Source organism: Pseudomonas serbica (assembly GCF_028823535.1).
GTDB lineage: Bacteria > Pseudomonadota > Gammaproteobacteria > Pseudomonadales > Pseudomonadaceae > Aquipseudomonas > Aquipseudomonas serbica.
The window spans coordinates 104,235-119,432 of the sequence record NZ_JAQIYM010000017.1 but is presented as its reverse complement, the minus strand read 5'-3'; the positions used below and the strand labels follow the sequence as shown (position 1 = coordinate 119,432).

The 15,198-nt window shown below is 62.5% G+C and carries 12 protein-coding genes and 2 riboswitches; of the genes, 7 read left to right on the top strand and 5 right to left on the bottom strand.

The genetic code is table 11. The annotated features are described in order from the left end of the window. Nucleotides 1-68 precede the first annotated feature (68 nt). Nucleotides 69-653: a Fe-S biogenesis protein NfuA gene (nfuA, locus tag NQL71_RS25335; RefSeq protein ID WP_007912592.1), complete on the top strand. Its 585-nt coding sequence runs from the start codon at nt 69-71 to the stop codon at nt 651-653. Nucleotides 654-796: 143 nt separating this feature from the next. Here nfuA and cobM read toward each other — a convergent pair whose 3' ends face one another. From cobM to NQL71_RS25315, 4 genes are all read right to left on the bottom strand, one after another. Further along, nucleotides 797-1,543 carry a precorrin-4 C(11)-methyltransferase gene (cobM, locus tag NQL71_RS25330; protein ID WP_077183237.1) on the bottom strand — a complete coding sequence of 249 codons (747 nt, stop codon included), beginning with the start codon at nt 1,541-1,543 and terminating at the stop codon, nt 797-799. Between the two features lie 83 nt (nt 1,544-1,626). After that, entirely contained in the window at nt 1,627-2,040 is a 414-nt protein-coding gene (locus tag NQL71_RS25325; protein ID WP_046820149.1) for a cobalamin biosynthesis protein, read from the bottom strand. Next, nucleotides 2,037-2,741 (bottom strand): CbtA family protein, encoded by a 705-nt coding sequence (locus NQL71_RS25320; protein WP_274643546.1) that lies wholly within the window; start codon nt 2,739-2,741, stop codon nt 2,037-2,039. Before NQL71_RS25320 ends, NQL71_RS25325 begins: the two co-directional genes overlap by 4 nt. Before the next feature lie 11 nt (nt 2,742-2,752). Beyond that, nucleotides 2,753-2,947, bottom strand: coding sequence for a CbtB domain-containing protein (locus tag NQL71_RS25315; protein WP_046820147.1), 195 nt, complete (start codon nt 2,945-2,947; stop codon nt 2,753-2,755). 120 nt (nt 2,948-3,067) lie between these two features. Further along, nucleotides 3,068-3,293, bottom strand: a riboswitch (cobalamin riboswitch). Nucleotides 3,294-3,470: 177 nt separating this feature from the next. Next, nucleotides 3,471-3,682, top strand: a riboswitch (cobalamin riboswitch). A 99-nt stretch (nt 3,683-3,781) separates the two neighbouring features. Between NQL71_RS25315 and cobW the strand changes: the two genes are divergently transcribed. The 4 genes from cobW to NQL71_RS25295 all read left to right on the top strand — a co-directional run bounded on the left by cobW (nt 3,782) and on the right by NQL71_RS25295 (nt 10,424). Continuing rightward, a complete protein-coding gene (cobW, locus tag NQL71_RS25310) occupies nt 3,782-4,849 on the top strand; it encodes a cobalamin biosynthesis protein CobW (RefSeq protein ID WP_274643545.1) in 1,068 nt (355 codons plus the stop codon). Between the two features lie 3 nt (nt 4,850-4,852). Next, nucleotides 4,853-8,695, top strand: a complete 3,843-nt coding sequence (gene cobN, locus NQL71_RS25305) for a cobaltochelatase subunit CobN (protein WP_274643544.1) — start codon at nt 4,853-4,855, stop codon at nt 8,693-8,695. A 65-nt stretch (nt 8,696-8,760) separates the two neighbouring features. Then, nucleotides 8,761-9,759: a magnesium chelatase ATPase subunit I gene (locus NQL71_RS25300; RefSeq protein WP_274643543.1), complete on the top strand. Its 999-nt coding sequence runs from the start codon at nt 8,761-8,763 to the stop codon at nt 9,757-9,759. Nucleotides 9,760-9,860: 101 nt separating this feature from the next. Next, entirely contained in the window at nt 9,861-10,424 is a 564-nt protein-coding gene (locus tag NQL71_RS25295) for a vWA domain-containing protein (RefSeq protein WP_046820143.1), read from the top strand. A 64-nt stretch (nt 10,425-10,488) separates the two neighbouring features. Here the strand turns inward: NQL71_RS25295 and NQL71_RS25290 are convergent, their stop codons facing one another. After that, nucleotides 10,489-12,033 carry an MFS transporter gene (locus tag NQL71_RS25290; RefSeq protein ID WP_274643542.1) on the bottom strand — a complete coding sequence of 515 codons (1,545 nt, stop codon included), beginning with the start codon at nt 12,031-12,033 and terminating at the stop codon, nt 10,489-10,491. 103 nt (nt 12,034-12,136) lie between these two features. Between NQL71_RS25290 and NQL71_RS25285 the strand changes: the two genes are divergently transcribed. Both NQL71_RS25285 and NQL71_RS25280 read left to right on the top strand, forming a co-directional pair. After that, complete coding sequence (locus tag NQL71_RS25285; RefSeq protein WP_166618741.1) at nt 12,137-13,006, top strand: LysR family transcriptional regulator; 870 nt, start codon at nt 12,137-12,139, stop codon at nt 13,004-13,006. Nucleotides 13,007-13,287: 281 nt separating this feature from the next. Further along, complete coding sequence (locus NQL71_RS25280; protein ID WP_077183245.1) at nt 13,288-14,847, top strand: TerC family protein; 1,560 nt, start codon at nt 13,288-13,290, stop codon at nt 14,845-14,847. Nucleotides 14,848-15,198: the final 351 nt, after the last annotated feature.

The following is a 15,198-nucleotide window of genomic DNA, read 5'->3' as shown; positions in this document are numbered from 1 at the left end:
AAAAATACTAGGACTTTGTCCGCGGCGATGATTGGCGTAAACTGCGCCCAAGCCTGCGAGGAGTTTCCATGACCGCTATTACCATCACCGACGCCGCCCACGATTACCTGGCTGATCTGCTCTCCAAGCAGAACACCCCGGGTATCGGCATCCGCGTCTTCATCACCCAGCCTGGCACCCAGTATGCCGAAACCTGCATTGCCTACTGCAAGCCGGGCGAAGAAAAACCCGAAGACACCGCCCTGGGGCTGAAAAGCTTCACCGCGTACATCGACCATTTCAGCGAAGCGTTCCTGGACGATGCGGTAGTCGACTACGCGACCGACCGCATGGGCGGCCAGTTGACCATCAAGGCACCGAACGCCAAGGTGCCGATGGTCAATGCCGACAGCCCGGTCAACGAGCGCATCAACTACTACCTGCAAACCGAGATCAACCCCGGGTTGGCCAGTCACGGCGGCCAGGTCAGCCTGATCGATGTGGTTGAAGACGGTATCGCCGTCCTGCAATTCGGTGGCGGTTGCCAGGGCTGTGGCCAGGCCGACGTGACCTTGAAGGAAGGCATCGAGCGCACCTTGCTCGAGCGTATTCCCGAGCTCAAGGGTGTGCGTGACGTGACCGACCACACGCAGAAAGAAAACGCCTACTACTAAGGTGTTCGCTGCGGCACAAAAAAACGGCGCCCCGTGAGCGCCGTTTTTTTATGTGTGGAATTCACTGACGCCTTCGCGAGCAGGCTCGCTCCCACATTTGGAATGCATTCCTCTGTGGGAGCGAGCCTGCTCGCGAAAGGGCCCTATGGGCGATAAAGATGCGCATGCCCCGCTCGATACAGCGAAGACTCGCTGAACTGCTCACTGCCCAACACCCGACCCACCAGAATCAACGCAGTACGCCGAAACCCTTTGGCGTCAACCTTGGCGGCAATGTCCTCAAGCGTCCCTACCACCCAATCCTGATCCGGCCAGGTCGCGCGGTGAATCACCGCAATCGGGCAATCGGTGCCGTAATGGGGCAGGAGTTCCTCAACGATCTTCGGCAGGTGCTTGACCCCCAAATGAATCGCCATGGTCGCCCCATGCTGCGCCAGGCTTGCCAGCTCTTCACCAGCGGGCATCGCGGTCTTGTCGGCGTAGCGCGTCAGGATCACGCTCTGGGACACGTCCGGCAAGGTCAGCTCCGCGCCCAGCAGCGCCGCGCACGCGGCCGTTGCCGTGACGCCTGGAATGATTTCAAACGGAATATCCAGCTCACGCAGATGGCGAATCTGCTCGCCGATGGCCCCATACAGACTCGGATCGCCGGAGTGCACACGAGCCACGTCCTGGCCCTTGGCGTGGGCGACCTTGATCAGTTCGATGATCTGCTCCAGGTGCAGCTCCGCGCTGTTGACCACCTGTTCGGCGCTGTGTCCTTCCAGCACCGCAGCGGGCACCAGGGAGCCGGCATAGATGATCACCGGGCAACTGCGTATCAGCCGCTGGCCTTTGACGGTTATTAGTTCGGGGTCGCCGGGACCTGCGCCAATGAAGTAGACAGTCATCGTCGGTTCCTGTTGGAAATAGGGGGGGACGCAGGCTTCAGATGAAGATTGCTCATGATCGAATGGGCGAATTATCGGGGATTTTACGCGGCGCCGGCCAATGCCAGGGTCGCCTGGGCATATTTTTGTCGCGGGATCAGCAATTTGGCCGGGGCGTTGGCCAGTTGTTCCGCCAGGGCCAGAGCGGCGCTTTCCGCCACGCCATAGCACCCGGTACGTTCAAAGGCGATCTCGGAATGATGGCTGAGTTGCGGTTGATAGCCGGCGAGTTGTTCACTGCTGAAGTACATCATCTGTAACCCAAGCTGCTCGGCCAGTTCGATCAGGGCCGGCTCGTCGCGCTTCAGGTCGATGCTGGCCAGGGCCTTGATCTGATGCAATTCGAACCGGTGCGCCTGCAATGCCTGGTCGAGCAGTGCCCGCAGCGTGCTGACGGGGCAGCCGCGCTGGCAGCCCAGGCCGACCACCAGGGTCGGCGCTGTGCGAAGGTCAGTCATGCGTGGTATTGGCCATCGCTTTTGCGGCGGAACAACCAGGCGCTGATCAGGCCAAGGGCCAGCCAGAACGCCACGTTGGTCAGCTGCGAAGCGATGTTGAACTGAGTTTCCAGGGCCTGCGGAGCGAGCATCGAGTGCACTTGAGGTTGCGGTGCGCCAATCACATGGGGAACGGCGAGGATCGCCACGCCGAGGATCTTCATCAGCCAATGACGGCTGAACACGATCAGCGCAATGCCGACAGCCGTGGAGGCGGCCGTGCCGATCCACCAGATTTGCCGTTGCGCCAGATCCGCAGCCGCGGTGCCCGGCAGCTCAGGCGGCAAGCCCAGCGTCGGTGCCAGCACAAAGGTTGCGTACCCGGCCAAACCCCAGAGCAGGCCCTGGGAGGTTTTGGTTGGCGCGCGCAGGGTATAGAGGCCGGCGAGCATCAGGGCGAAACCGACCGCCACCACCAGGTTACCGCCGGTGGTCGACAACACGCGCTGCCAGCCGTCTTCCGGTTCCCAGGCTTGGGCGTCGTGGCTGTGGGCAGCGACGCCCGTAGCGTGTTCGTGGGCTGCAACGGCGGCAGGTTCGGATTTTTCGTAGGTTTCGGCCTGCAAGATCAGCGGAGAAACCCAGAAACTTTGCAACAGGGTCAGCAGCAGGGCGGCCAGCAGCCCGGTGAAGCCCGCGGTTTGCGCAATACGCTTGAACATGTCGGCAGGTCTCAATGGCACGGGAATGCAGCGCTGTGGCGGGTGTCGTGAGCCGCGTTGTGCACCGCTTCGATGTGCGAGAAACCGGCGAAATACACAAGGCACGCGCCGAGGATCGACGCACAGACGGCGGCGGTCAGGCGTTGAGACAGGGTAGTGGTGCTGCTGGTGGTGGTGCTGTGGCCGGTGCTGCTGATGATCGACATGGCGCTTCCCTCTGTTCTGTCAGCGGGGAATAAGAGCGCAAGCAGAGCCCCGCACGACCGAGCGCGCAGAAGTCCGAACAGCGCCCGCCCACCGCGGGTTTGTTGAGTCAGTGATTGTGTGGTCACTTTGTGTTGCGGGCCGGTCTCCGGGCTCACGAGGGGCGCAGGCGTTAGCCTTGACCTGCAAGCATCACCTTCCCATGCCACATTGGCACAGTGGATCTGATGCTTCGCTCGCTTACCGTTGCGGGGGCAGCACCGGACTGACATGGCTTTAGAGTAAAGCACATGATTCACCGGTTTCCCGTTTCACCCTGTGAAGGGCACCCGTAACAAGGTGCGTAGGAGAGCATGGGCGAGGGGCGGGCGTCAATTGGCAAGGGTTCTCAACTCGGGACCGAGTCGCTTCATTCGCGAGCAAGCCCGCTCCCACAGGTGATCGCATTCCCATGTGGGAGCGGGCTTGCCCGCGAAGGGAGCGCCGCCAGTCTCATGTGAACATTGACCCGCCCCAATACCATGCGTAGCCTTGCGCTTTCGAGGTTCTTCGGCGTTTGTCGAAGCTAAGAAGGGAACGCGGTCGATGCCGCGGCTGCCCCCGCAACTGTGAACGGTGATGTTCGCTGCCACGCCACTGCACGCTCAAGTCCGAGCCCGCGGGAAGGCGCAGCGAATGCCAGGCTTAAAGGCCGGCACACCGTCAGCCAGGAGACCTGCCTCGATACAGATTCTCACTACAACCGGGCGGGGTGATCCGGTGGCGAACGCTTCCGGCGCGCTTGTGCGTTGCCGGTTCTCGTCCCGTATGCCCGCCACCTTGCCAAAGGGCATCCGATGAAAACACTGGCCAAACTCCCTGTCACCATCGTCACCGGCTTCCTCGGCTCGGGCAAGACCACCTTGCTGCGCCACATGCTCGACAACGCCCAGGGCCGTCGCATCGCGGTGATCGTCAACGAGTTCGGCGAGCTTGGCATCGACGGCGAAATCCTCAAGCAGTGCTCCATCGGTTGCACCGAAGAAGAGGCCAACGGCCGTGTCTATGAATTGGCCAACGGCTGCCTGTGCTGCACCGTGCAGGAAGAATTCTTCCCGGTGATGCGCGAACTGGTGGCCCGTCGCGGCGATCTCGACCACATTCTGATCGAAACCTCGGGCCTGGCCCTGCCAAAACCTTTGGTCCAGGCGTTCCAGTGGCCGGAAATCCGCAGCGCCTGCACCGTTGATGCGGTGATCACCGTGGTCGACAGCCCGGCCGTGGCGGCAGGCACCTTCGCCGCGTTCCCGGATCAAGTCGACGCCCAACGCAAGCTCGACCCGAACCTGGACCATGAATCGCCGTTGCACGAGCTGTTCGCCGACCAGTTGGCCAGCGCTGACCTGGTGATCCTCAACAAGGCCGACCTGATCAGCGCCGAAGACCTCGCCCGCGTGCGCCTGGAAGTCGCCGAAGAATTGCCGCCAGCGGTGAAAGTCATCGAGGCCAGCAGCGGTCGCCTGCCGCTGGACGTACTCATCGGCCTCGGCGCCGGTTCCGAAGAACACATCGACAGCCGCCACAGCCATCACGATCATCACCATGACGACGATGACCATGATGACCACGATCACGACGCCTTCGATTCGATCTCCATCGAACTGCCGCAAGCCGACGAAAGCCTGCTGATGGACGCGCTGACCCAGCTGGTGGTCGAGCACAGCATCCTGCGCGTCAAGGGTTTCGCGGCGATCCCGAACAAACCGATGCGCCTGCTGATCCAGGGCGTGGGCACACGTTTCGACAAGCACTTCGACCGCCAATGGGGCGCTGCCGAAGCACGCACCACGCGCCTGGTGTTGATCGGCCAGGCACTGGACGCCACCTTGCTCGAAGCGCAACTGCGCGCTGCGCTCAGCGTGTAACCCATGCACCTGCTCAGGACTCAGCCCGGCGGATTCGTGTCGGATGACAACATTGCCGACCTTGGACAAACCCCCGCCGAGCTGGTGATCCTGTGCAGCGGCGACTCCAGCCTGGCGCTGCTCGCCGAAGCGGCGCAGCAGTTGCCCGACGACTACCCGAGCGTGCGCCTGGCCAACCCGATGCAGGTGCAGAACCATGCATCGGTGGATCTGTATGTCGACGAAGTATTGCGCCACGCCAAAGTCATTCTGATTTCGCTGCACGGCGGCATTGCCTATTGGCGCTACGGCGTCGAACGGCTGGTGGAGCTGTCACAGCGCGGTGTACAGCTGATTCTGGTTCCGGGCGATGACAGGCCGGACCCGGAGCTCAGCGACCTCAGCACCGTAGGCGTCGAGGATCGCGACCGGCTTTGGCAGTTTCTGCGCCAGGGTGGCCTGGGCAATGCCCGCGACTTTTTCCGATGCCTGGCCAATCGCTGGCTGGATCGTGACTACGCCTGGGCCGAGCCGCAAACCCTGCCGCGCACGGCGATTTACCACCCGCGAAAAAGCCCCGCGCAACTGAGCGACTGGCACGCCGACTGGCAGGCCGGTCAACCGGTGGCGGCGGTCCTGTTCTACCGCTCGCATCTGCAGGCGGCGAACACGGCTTTCATTGATATGTTCTGCCAGCGCCTGCAAGCGGCGGGGTTGAACCCGTTGCCCATTGCACTGGCCAGTTTGAAAGAGCCCGGCTGCCTTTGCATGGTCGAAGACTGGCTGGATGAAGTCGGGGCAGGGGTGATTCTCAATACCACCGGTTTCGCCCAATCGAGCCCTGAAGCACCGCACTTGCGGCCGTTTCGCCGCAATATCCCGGTGATCCAGGCGATTTGCGCCCAGGACAACGAACCCGGTTGGCGAGCCAGCGAACAGGGCCTCGGCCCGCGGGACCTGGCGATGCACATTGCGCTGCCCGAACTGGACGGGCGCATCATCAGCCGGCCGATCAGCTTCAAGGACCTGGCCTGGCGCAGCGAGCGCAGCCAGTCGGATGTGGTTTGCTACCGCGCGCAGCCGGAACGCATGGACTTTGTCGCGCAACTGGCGCGGCGCTGGACTGATCTGGCGCGGGTACCCAACGGGCAAAAGCGTATCGCGCTGATCCTGGCCAATTACCCGACCCGTGATGGTCGTATCGGCAATGGTGTAGGGCTCGACACCCCGGCTGCGGCGTTGAATATCCTGCGTGCGCTGTATGAAGAAGGGTACCCGCTGCCAGCCGAATTGCCGGACAGTGGCACCGCGCTGATCCAGCAATTGCTCGGCGGCGTCAGCAACGACCTCGATAGCCTCGATCAACGTCCTTGCCAGCAAAGCCTGGCGATGGATGAATACCTGCAGATGTTCAATGCGCTGCCGGACGCCAACCGCCAGGCGGTGCTGGAACGTTGGGGGGCACCCGAGAAGGATCCGATGTGTCGTGACGGGCGAATGATGATCGCCGGGTTGCGCCTGGGCCTGACTTTCGTCGGCATCCAGCCGGCGCGGGGTTATCAGGTGGACCCCAGTGCGGTGTACCACGACCCGGACCTGGTGCCGCCCCACGGCTACCTGGCGTTCTACTTCTGGTTACGCGGCACCTACGGCGCCCACGGCGTGATCCACGTCGGCAAGCACGGCAACCTGGAGTGGCTGCCGGGCAAGGGCGTGGGGCTTTCAGAGCACTGCTGGCCGGATGCACTGCTCGGGCCGCTGCCGAACATCTATCCGTTCATCGTCAACGACCCGGGCGAAGGCGCCCAGGCCAAACGCCGGACGCAAGCGGTGATCATCGATCACCTGATGCCGCCGTTGACCCGCGCCGAAACCTACGGTCCGCTGCGCAATCTGGAGTTGCTGGCCGACGAATATTATGAAGCGCAACTGCTCGACCCACGGCGTGCCCGGGAATTGCAACGCGACATCCTGCAACTGGTGCGCGATACCCATATAGACCGCGAGCTGCAATTGGACGAACAACTGGACAGTGATGCCGATGCGGCGATCTGGCTGCCGCGCCTGGACACCTACCTGTGCGACCTGAAAGAGTCGCAGATCCGTGATGGCTTGCACGTCTTTGGTGAATCCCCAATGGGCCGGCTGCGCATCGATACCTTGCTCGCGCTGCTGCGCATTCCTCGGGGCGATGGCCGTGGTGCGCAATCGAGCCTGTTGCGGGCGCTGGCCAAGGCGTTCGAGTTGGGCTTCGATCCGCTGGACTGTGCGCTGGCCGAGCCGTGGGGTGGGCCGCGGCCGAGCGCATTGTTGTCGATCAGCGATGAACCCTGGCGCACCACAGGCGACACCCGCGAACGTCTCGAGTTGTTCGCCACACAGCTGATCTCCCAGATGTTGAATGACCCCTGTGGGAGCGAGCCTGCTCGCGATGGAGTGTCAGTCGACATCCATGTGGCTGACACCCCATCGCGAGCAAGCCCGCTCCCACAGGCGGCCGGTTGGTCTGAAGTGACCGCCATCCTCGACCACCTGCGCGAAGTGGTCGCACCCAGACTGGACGCCTGCGGCCCGGCCGAGATGCGTGGCCTGCTCGATGCCCTCAGTGGCCGATTCGTCCCCGCCGGTCCCAGTGGCGCGCCGAGTCGAGGTCGCCTGGACGTACTGCCGACCGGGCGCAACTTCTATTCGGTGGACGTGCGCAACCTGCCGACCACCACCGCGTGGCGCATCGGTTTCCAGTCGGCCAACCTGATTCTCGAACGCCACCTGCAGGATCATGGCGATCATTTGCGCCAGCTCGGCCTGTCGGTGTGGGGCACTGCGACCATGCGCACCGGCGGCGACGACATCGCCCAGGCCATGGCCTTGATGGGCGTGCGCCCGGTGTGGGCCACGGGTAGCCAGCGGGTCGACGACTTTGAGATTCTGCCGTTGAGCCTGCTCGATCGACCGCGGGTCGACGTGACCTTGCGCGTCTCGGGGTTCTTCCGCGACGCCTTTGCCAACCTGATTCGGCTGTTCGACGCTGCCGTGCAGGCAGTCGCTGCGCTGGATGAGCCTGACGATCTCAATCCGCTGGCCGCCAAGGTGCGCGCCGAGCGGGAAGCGTTGTTGCAATCGGGAATGGACGAAGACGAGGCGCGGCGGCAGGCCGGATGGCGGATCTTCGGCGCCAAACCCGGCGCCTATGGCGCAGGCGTGCAGGGTGCCATCGACGGTCGCCTGTGGCAAAGCCGCGAGGACTTGGCCGAGGTGTACCTGAACTGGGGCGGCTACGCCTACGGCGGTTCCGATGAAGGCACCGCAGCCCGCGAGCAGTTTTCCCAGCGCCTGAGCCAGGTGCAAGCGGTGTTGCAAAACCAGGATAACCGCGAGCACGACTTGCTTGACTCCAATGACTACTACCAATTCCAGGGCGGCATGTTGGCGGCGGTGGAAAGCCTCAGCGGTGCAGCGGCAGCCAGTTATCACGGCGATCACAGCCAGCCGGACCTGCCGAAGATCCGCACGCTGAAGGAAGAGCTGAACCGGGTCATCCGCTCCCGGGCGGCCAATCCGAAGTGGATCGAAGGGGTCAAGCGCCACGGCTACAAAGGCGCCTTTGAGATGGCGGCGACGGTCGACAACCTGTTTGCCTTCGATGCCACCACCCAGTTGATCGACGACCACCAGTACGCGCTGCTGGCAGATGCCTACTTGCTCGATCCGGGCACCCGGGATTTCGTGCGCGAGCACAATCCCCATGCCCTGCGCGACATGACCGAACGCATGCTCGAAGCGCAACAGCGGGGGATGTGGAAGGAGCCGGGGGACTATCGCGAGGCCCTGGAAAACCTGTTGCTGGATATAGAAGAAGACAGCTGACTGCAGGATCGTTCCCACGCCGAGCGTGGGAACGATCACCACCCGACCATGATGAGAAACCCGACATGACCGACACGCCCCATTTCCCGCTCTCCGCCGTGGTCGGCGCCGACGATCTGAAGCTCGCGCTGTACCTGACCGCCATCGACCCGAAGATTGGCGGCGTATTGATCGAAGGCCCGCGCGGCATGGCCAAGTCGACCCTGGCCCGCGGCCTGGCGGACCTGTTGGCCAGCGGCCAGTTCGTCACCTTGCCCTTGGGTGCTACCGAGGAACGCCTGGTCGGCACGCTCGACCTCGACGCGGCCCTGAGTGAGGGGCGCGCGCAATTTTCCCCCGGTGTGCTGGCCAAGGCTGACGGTGGCGTGCTCTACGTCGATGAAGTGAATCTGCTGCCCGATCACCTGGTTGACCTGCTGCTCGACGTGGCCGCCAGCGGTACCAACCTGGTTGAACGCGACGGAATTTCCCATCGGCATTCGGCGAAGTTCGTGCTGATCGGCACCATGAACCCGGAAGAGGGCGAACTGCGTCCGCAACTCCTCGATCGCTTTGGCTTGAATGTCGCCCTAAGTGGCCAGACCGCACCGACTGAGCGCGGGCAAATCATCCGCAGACGCCTTGATTTCGACAGCGACCCGCAACAATTTTGCGCCGAATGGGAGAGCCAGCAGCAGTCGTTGCGTGAGCGCTGCCAGAACGCGCGCAGCACATTGGCGAGCATTCCCCTCGACGATGAAGCGCTGGTGCAGATTACCGAGCGCTGCTTTGCCGCTGGAGTCGACGGCTTGCGCGCTGATCTGGTCTGGTTGCGTGCGGCCCGTGCGCATGCGGCGTGGCGCGGCGTGACATCGATTTGCGATGAGGATATAGACGCGGTCGCTGAGTTCGCCCTGCGCCATCGTCGTCGGGAGCACACGCCACCTGCACCACAGCAGGAGCAGGTTCGATCCGGCCAGAACGCCAACCCGAGCGAAGGCCAGGGCCAGTGGGGTGAAATGCCCGCTCAAGCGCTACCGGTCGGCGCCCGACGTGTAGTGCCGGGCTGGCCAAAAAAGCCCTAGGCATTCGCCCCCGGTCTGACGCGGGGGCGAATGCCAGACCGCGTGCCGGACGACTCGATCACGGCAAGCAGGGTAAACGTCATGCTGCCCAAAGCGGCGCGATCAATTGGCCAGGCACGTTACTCAACGGTCGGCCGCGCCAGCGCCAGGATGTGTTGTTCCAGCAGCGCACGCGCTCGCCCCATGAGCTGTGGCTGGTGATTGTCGACGCGTCGGCTTCAACGCGTCGCCACCAGGCATTGAGCGATGCCAAGGGCCTGTTGGCGCAATTGTTCGATGATGCCTACCGCCAGCGGGCGCGCCTGGCTTTGTTGACGGCCAGCGGTGCGGTGCCGAAGTGGCAGGTGCAAGGTTTGAAAACGTCGACGGGCTTGCGCCAGTGGCTCGATGGCTTGGGCGCCGGTGGTGGCACGCCACTGCTGGCGGCGCTTGGCGAAGCGGGGCGGTGGCTGGCCGTTCGGCAAAAGCGTTTCCCGGCGGAACTGCAGCGGCTGTTGCTGGTGACTGATGGCCGATTGAAAGAATGGCCGTCGTTGCCCGCGCTCGACTGTCCGGGGCTGCTGATCGACATCGAACGCGGGCCGATTCGTCTTGGGCGCAGCAAGGTATTGGCAGCGCAGTTGCAATCCGAATATCGGCATATCGACGAGCTGCTGCCGAACTGAGTACGGTGTTGCCCGTGCTGGCCTGATCGCCAGCACATTCAGAGATGAAATCTCCAGATACGGGTCATTCCAGCACCAGCGCTGTGCGCGGCATTGGAAGCGGATGACGCATCAGCGTGCCCACCACCAGCGCCCCCAGCAATCCCGCCAGCCCCGCGACCCACAGCAACAGGCTGAAACCACCCACGAAAGCCTGTCGCGCCAGCGGCTCGACCAGCGGCCGCGCGGCCTCCGGCACCAGACTCAGCGCCGCCGGCATATCGCCCGCCACCACCCGCGAGGCAATGCCTTGGGTGTGTTCCAGCCATTGCCCGCCCTGTGTCGCCAGGCCGTCGTGCAGCAACCGTTCGCTATGCCCGGAAAGCAACGCGCCATACACACCGATGGCCAGCACGATAGCGCTGAAGCGCATGGTGGTACTCATGCCCGAGGCCATGCCGGTGCGTTCCCGTGGCACACAGGCCATGATGTTTTTCTGCGTATCGCCATTGAGCAACCCGGCTCCGGCGCCGGTCACGGCAATCGCCAGGGCGAAGGGCAGGTAACCACCGCTAACGACCGCCCAAGCGCTCAGCAAATTACCGCTGCCGACGAGCGTCAACCCGATGGCCATCATGTTTGCTGGCGTCACGCGTCCCGCCAGGCGTGCGCCGACCCGTGGCAAAATCAGCAGGGTAATGGCAAATGGCAGCATGCCCAGCCCCGCCCGGATGGCGGTGAAACCCAAGCCGTTCTGCAGGTAGAACGGCAACAGCGTCATCATCACCTGGGCGCACGCGGCGTAGGCAAACATGCCGAGCAGCGCGCCGATGAAGCGCGGATGACGGAACAGTTGCAGGTCGATCATTGGCCGCTGTTGCAGGCGTTCGATCACCACGAATAACCCCAGCAACAGGGCCCCAGCCACCAGGCGGGCATAGGTCGCAGGGTTGTTCCAGCCGATCCGGTTGGCTTCGATCAGCCCCCAGATCAGGCACAACAAGCTGGCGCTGAAGGCCAGGCTGCCCCACGGATCGAGGCGCGCGGCCTGGGCATCACGGGATTCCGGCACTGCGCGCCAGACCATGACCATCAGCAACAGCCCCACTGGCAGGTTGAGGTAGAAAATCCAGCGCCAGCCCACGTATTCGGCAATCAAGCCGCCCAGGGTTGGCGCTGCCGTCATGGCCACGCCCATGCAACCGCCCCAGAATGCCCAGGCCTTGGCCCGTTCGACTTCATCGTGGAAGGTGTGGCCGATGGAGGCGAGGGCCGAGGTCAACAGTAGCGCCGCGCCGACACCCTTGATGGCGCGGGCGATATCGAGGAACAACGCGTTAGGCGCGGCACCGCACCCCAGTGATGCGAGGATGAAAATGCCCAGCCCGCACATGAGCATTTTCTGCCGACCAAAGCGATCGGCCAGGCTGCCCGCGGGCAGCAACAGCGCGGCAAAAGCCAGCATATAGGCGCTGATCACCCATTCGATGTCAGCGAAATTCGCCCCCAAGTCCCGAGCGATGCTTGGCAAGGTAACGGCGACGATGTTGGTGTCGAGTACGATCAACGAGCATACCGCCGAGGCGGTCAGCAAGGTCAGGCGCGGGCTCACCCTGGGTTTGACGGACATGGCGAGGGTTCTCTACTGTGGGGTTGGCTGCAGCTTATCGCTGGCTGGCGCTACCTTTGTTAGGCACATACCGTCACTTCATTACCTTTGAGCTAATGCACCGATGGACATCCGTCATTTCCGCTATTTTCTCGCTGTTGCCCGCCAAGGCAACTTCACTCGCGCTGCCGAACAACTCGGCATCGCACCGCCGACCTTGACTCGGCAGATCCAGGACATGGAAAACGAACTCGGCACGCGCCTGTTCGTGCGCCAGACGCGTGAAGTCAGCCTGACCGAAGCCGGGGCTGCCCTGTTGATCGAAGCCGAGGCGACGGTGCGGCAATTCGAATACGCCCAGCAAAACGCCCAGCGCGCCGGGCGTGGGGACATTGGTCATATCGAACTGGGTTACGTCGCGTCGGCGGTGTATTCGGGGTTGCTGCAAAAACAGGTGCAGGGTTTTACCGGCCAATACCCGGATGTCAGCCTCAATGTGCGGGAAAGTCCCATGGCCAGCCTGCCGAGCATGATCCTGGAAGGGCGCTTCGACCTGGGCTATATCCGCTGTCCGATGGCCTTGCCCGATGGCGTCGACAGTGTGCGTCTGAGTGATGAAGGCTTTGTGCTGGCGTTGCCGGATGGTTCATGGTTGAACCGCGTGGCAGCGATCACCTGCGCGCATTTGCAGAACGAAAACTTTATTCTGCCGGAGCAAGTCAACGGCACCTTGCAGGTCGCCACCGAGGGTGGTTTCGTACCCAGGCTGGGGGCGCAACCGGGTGGATTGGTGGCAGTGATTGCCCTGGTGTCCCTCGGCCAGGGCGTAGCGGTGGTGCCGGCGTCGGTGGTCGGGCATGTCAGTTTGCCGAGTGTGGTTTATCGCCAGATCAAGGACTGTAAAGCGTCTTCATGGCTGGCGTTGATTCATCGGCGGTTCGAGAAATCACCGGCGGTGCTCAGGTATGTCGAACGGATCAAACAATCAGGGTGACCGTTTTGGTCTTCTACAGATCTTGAAATGATTTCCAGCTGTAGGATTTGTCGCTGCCGCCTGTACGATTCAAGTCCTTTTTCATTTCCAGGACTTGCATGAACACCCTCACGGAGCCCCCCAGTTATCCTTTCCCTTCGCGCCAACGCGCGGTCCTGACGCACTCCAGATACCCGGTCTTTCGACGTCCGAACGCCAAGGTCCTTGCTGTTTCGCGGCCTCTGCGCCGTGCCTTGCCGTGCCCGGCATTCTGAATTCACTGAAGAGATCGAGACGTTTTCATGGAATGGTTAGCTGACCCCACCGCATGGCTGGGCTTGTTGACGCTGATTGTGCTGGAGCTGGTGTTGGGTATCGACAACCTGGTGTTCATCGCGATCCTCGCGGACAAATTGCCACCGGAGCAACGTGACCGCGCGCGAATCATCGGTCTGTCCCTGGCGTTGTTGATGCGCCTGGGCCTGCTGGCGAGTATTTCCTGGCTGGTGACCCTGACGCAGCCATTGTTCGAAGTGTTCGACAAGAGCTTCTCGGGTCGCGACCTGATCATGCTCTTTGGCGGTGTGTTCCTGTTGTTCAAGGCGACCATGGAGCTGCATGAGCGGCTCGAAGGGCATGTCGGCGAGCGCACGTCCAATACGGCTTACGCGCTGTTCTGGCCCATCGTGGCGCAAATCGTGGTGCTCGATGCGGTGTTCTCCCTCGATGCCGTGATTACCGCGGTAGGCATGGTCGACGAGCTCGCGGTGATGATGATCGCCGTGATCATCTCCATCGGCCTGATGATCGTTGCCAGTAAACCGTTGACCCGCTTCGTCAATGCACACCCCACCGTGATCATGCTGTGCCTGGGCTTCCTGATGATGATCGGTTTTGCGCTGACCGCCGAAGGCCTGGGCTTCCACATTCCCAAGGGTTATCTGTACGCGGCCATCGGTTTCTCGATCCTGATCGAGGTGTTCAACCAGATCGCCCGGGCACGGCGCAAGCGCTCGATGCAGGGCTTGCGACCGATGCGAGAGCGGACCGCCCATGCGGTGATGCGTTTGCTCGGCGGACGCAAATTAGCGGTGGAAGAGGTCGGTGAGGAGATTGCCGACCTGCTGGATAACGGCGAGGCAGCGGGTGAACAGCTGTTCGATCGCCGCGAGCGAGTGATGATCAGCGGTGTGCTGCAACTGGCGGAGCGACCGATCCGTACGTTGATGAGCGTGCGCGCCGACGTCGACTATATCGACCTGGCTGATGACGCCGAGACGATTCGTACACGGCTGATGCATTCGTCCTACTCGCGGCTGCCGCTGATTCGCGACGGCGCGGTGGATGAGCCGCTGGGCTTCGTGCACAAGAAAGAGTTGCTGAAGGAATACCTGGCCGGCAACCAGCCCGATCTTGCCCACCTTGCCCGCCAGGCCATCAATCTGCTGGACAGCTATTCGATCCTCAATGCCCTGGAACAGATGCGCCAGGCCTCGACCCACATCGCGTTTGTGGTCAACGAATTCGGTGACTTCGTCGGCGTATTGACCATGACCGACATCCTTGAGTCGATTGCCGGTGAGCTGCCCGACGCCAGCGAGATCGAAGGCCCGGACGTGGTCGAGGAGAAGGGCGGCTTCGTGGTCAGCGGCGCATTGAACCTGGCGCGGGTGCATCAGCGGACCGGGTTTGCGGCACAACCGACCGACGACTATCAAACCCTGGCCGGTTTGGTGGTGAGCCTGCTGGATCGGCTGCCGATGATCGGCGACAGCCACGAGTGGGAAGGCTGGCGGTTGACCGTCATGTCGGTTGAAGAGCGGCGGGTGACACGGGTGTTTCTGGATCGCCTCAGCGGGTGATTGTATCCCCCGACCGGCGCTGCACCTGCAGGAGCGAGCATGCTCGGGAAAAACGTCCATACAACGCGGGCATTCAGACAGCCCGCGTTATCGTTGACGTCCATCGCGAGCAGGCCGCTCCCACAGAAACACCTACGCACCATTTGTGAACCAGATACCCGCCATCCGTAGCCAACGGTAGCGCTACGCCAGCGTCTCTTTTGGTAACGCGTTTTCCTCACATCATTCCATCCATCTGATTCAAAACACTTTTCAATCCCCCCTACATTCCGCCCACAACCTGTGGCACACTTTCTGCTGTCTATTCCGTTGTTACATACCATATTCCGGTATAGCGGAATAAACATCGCC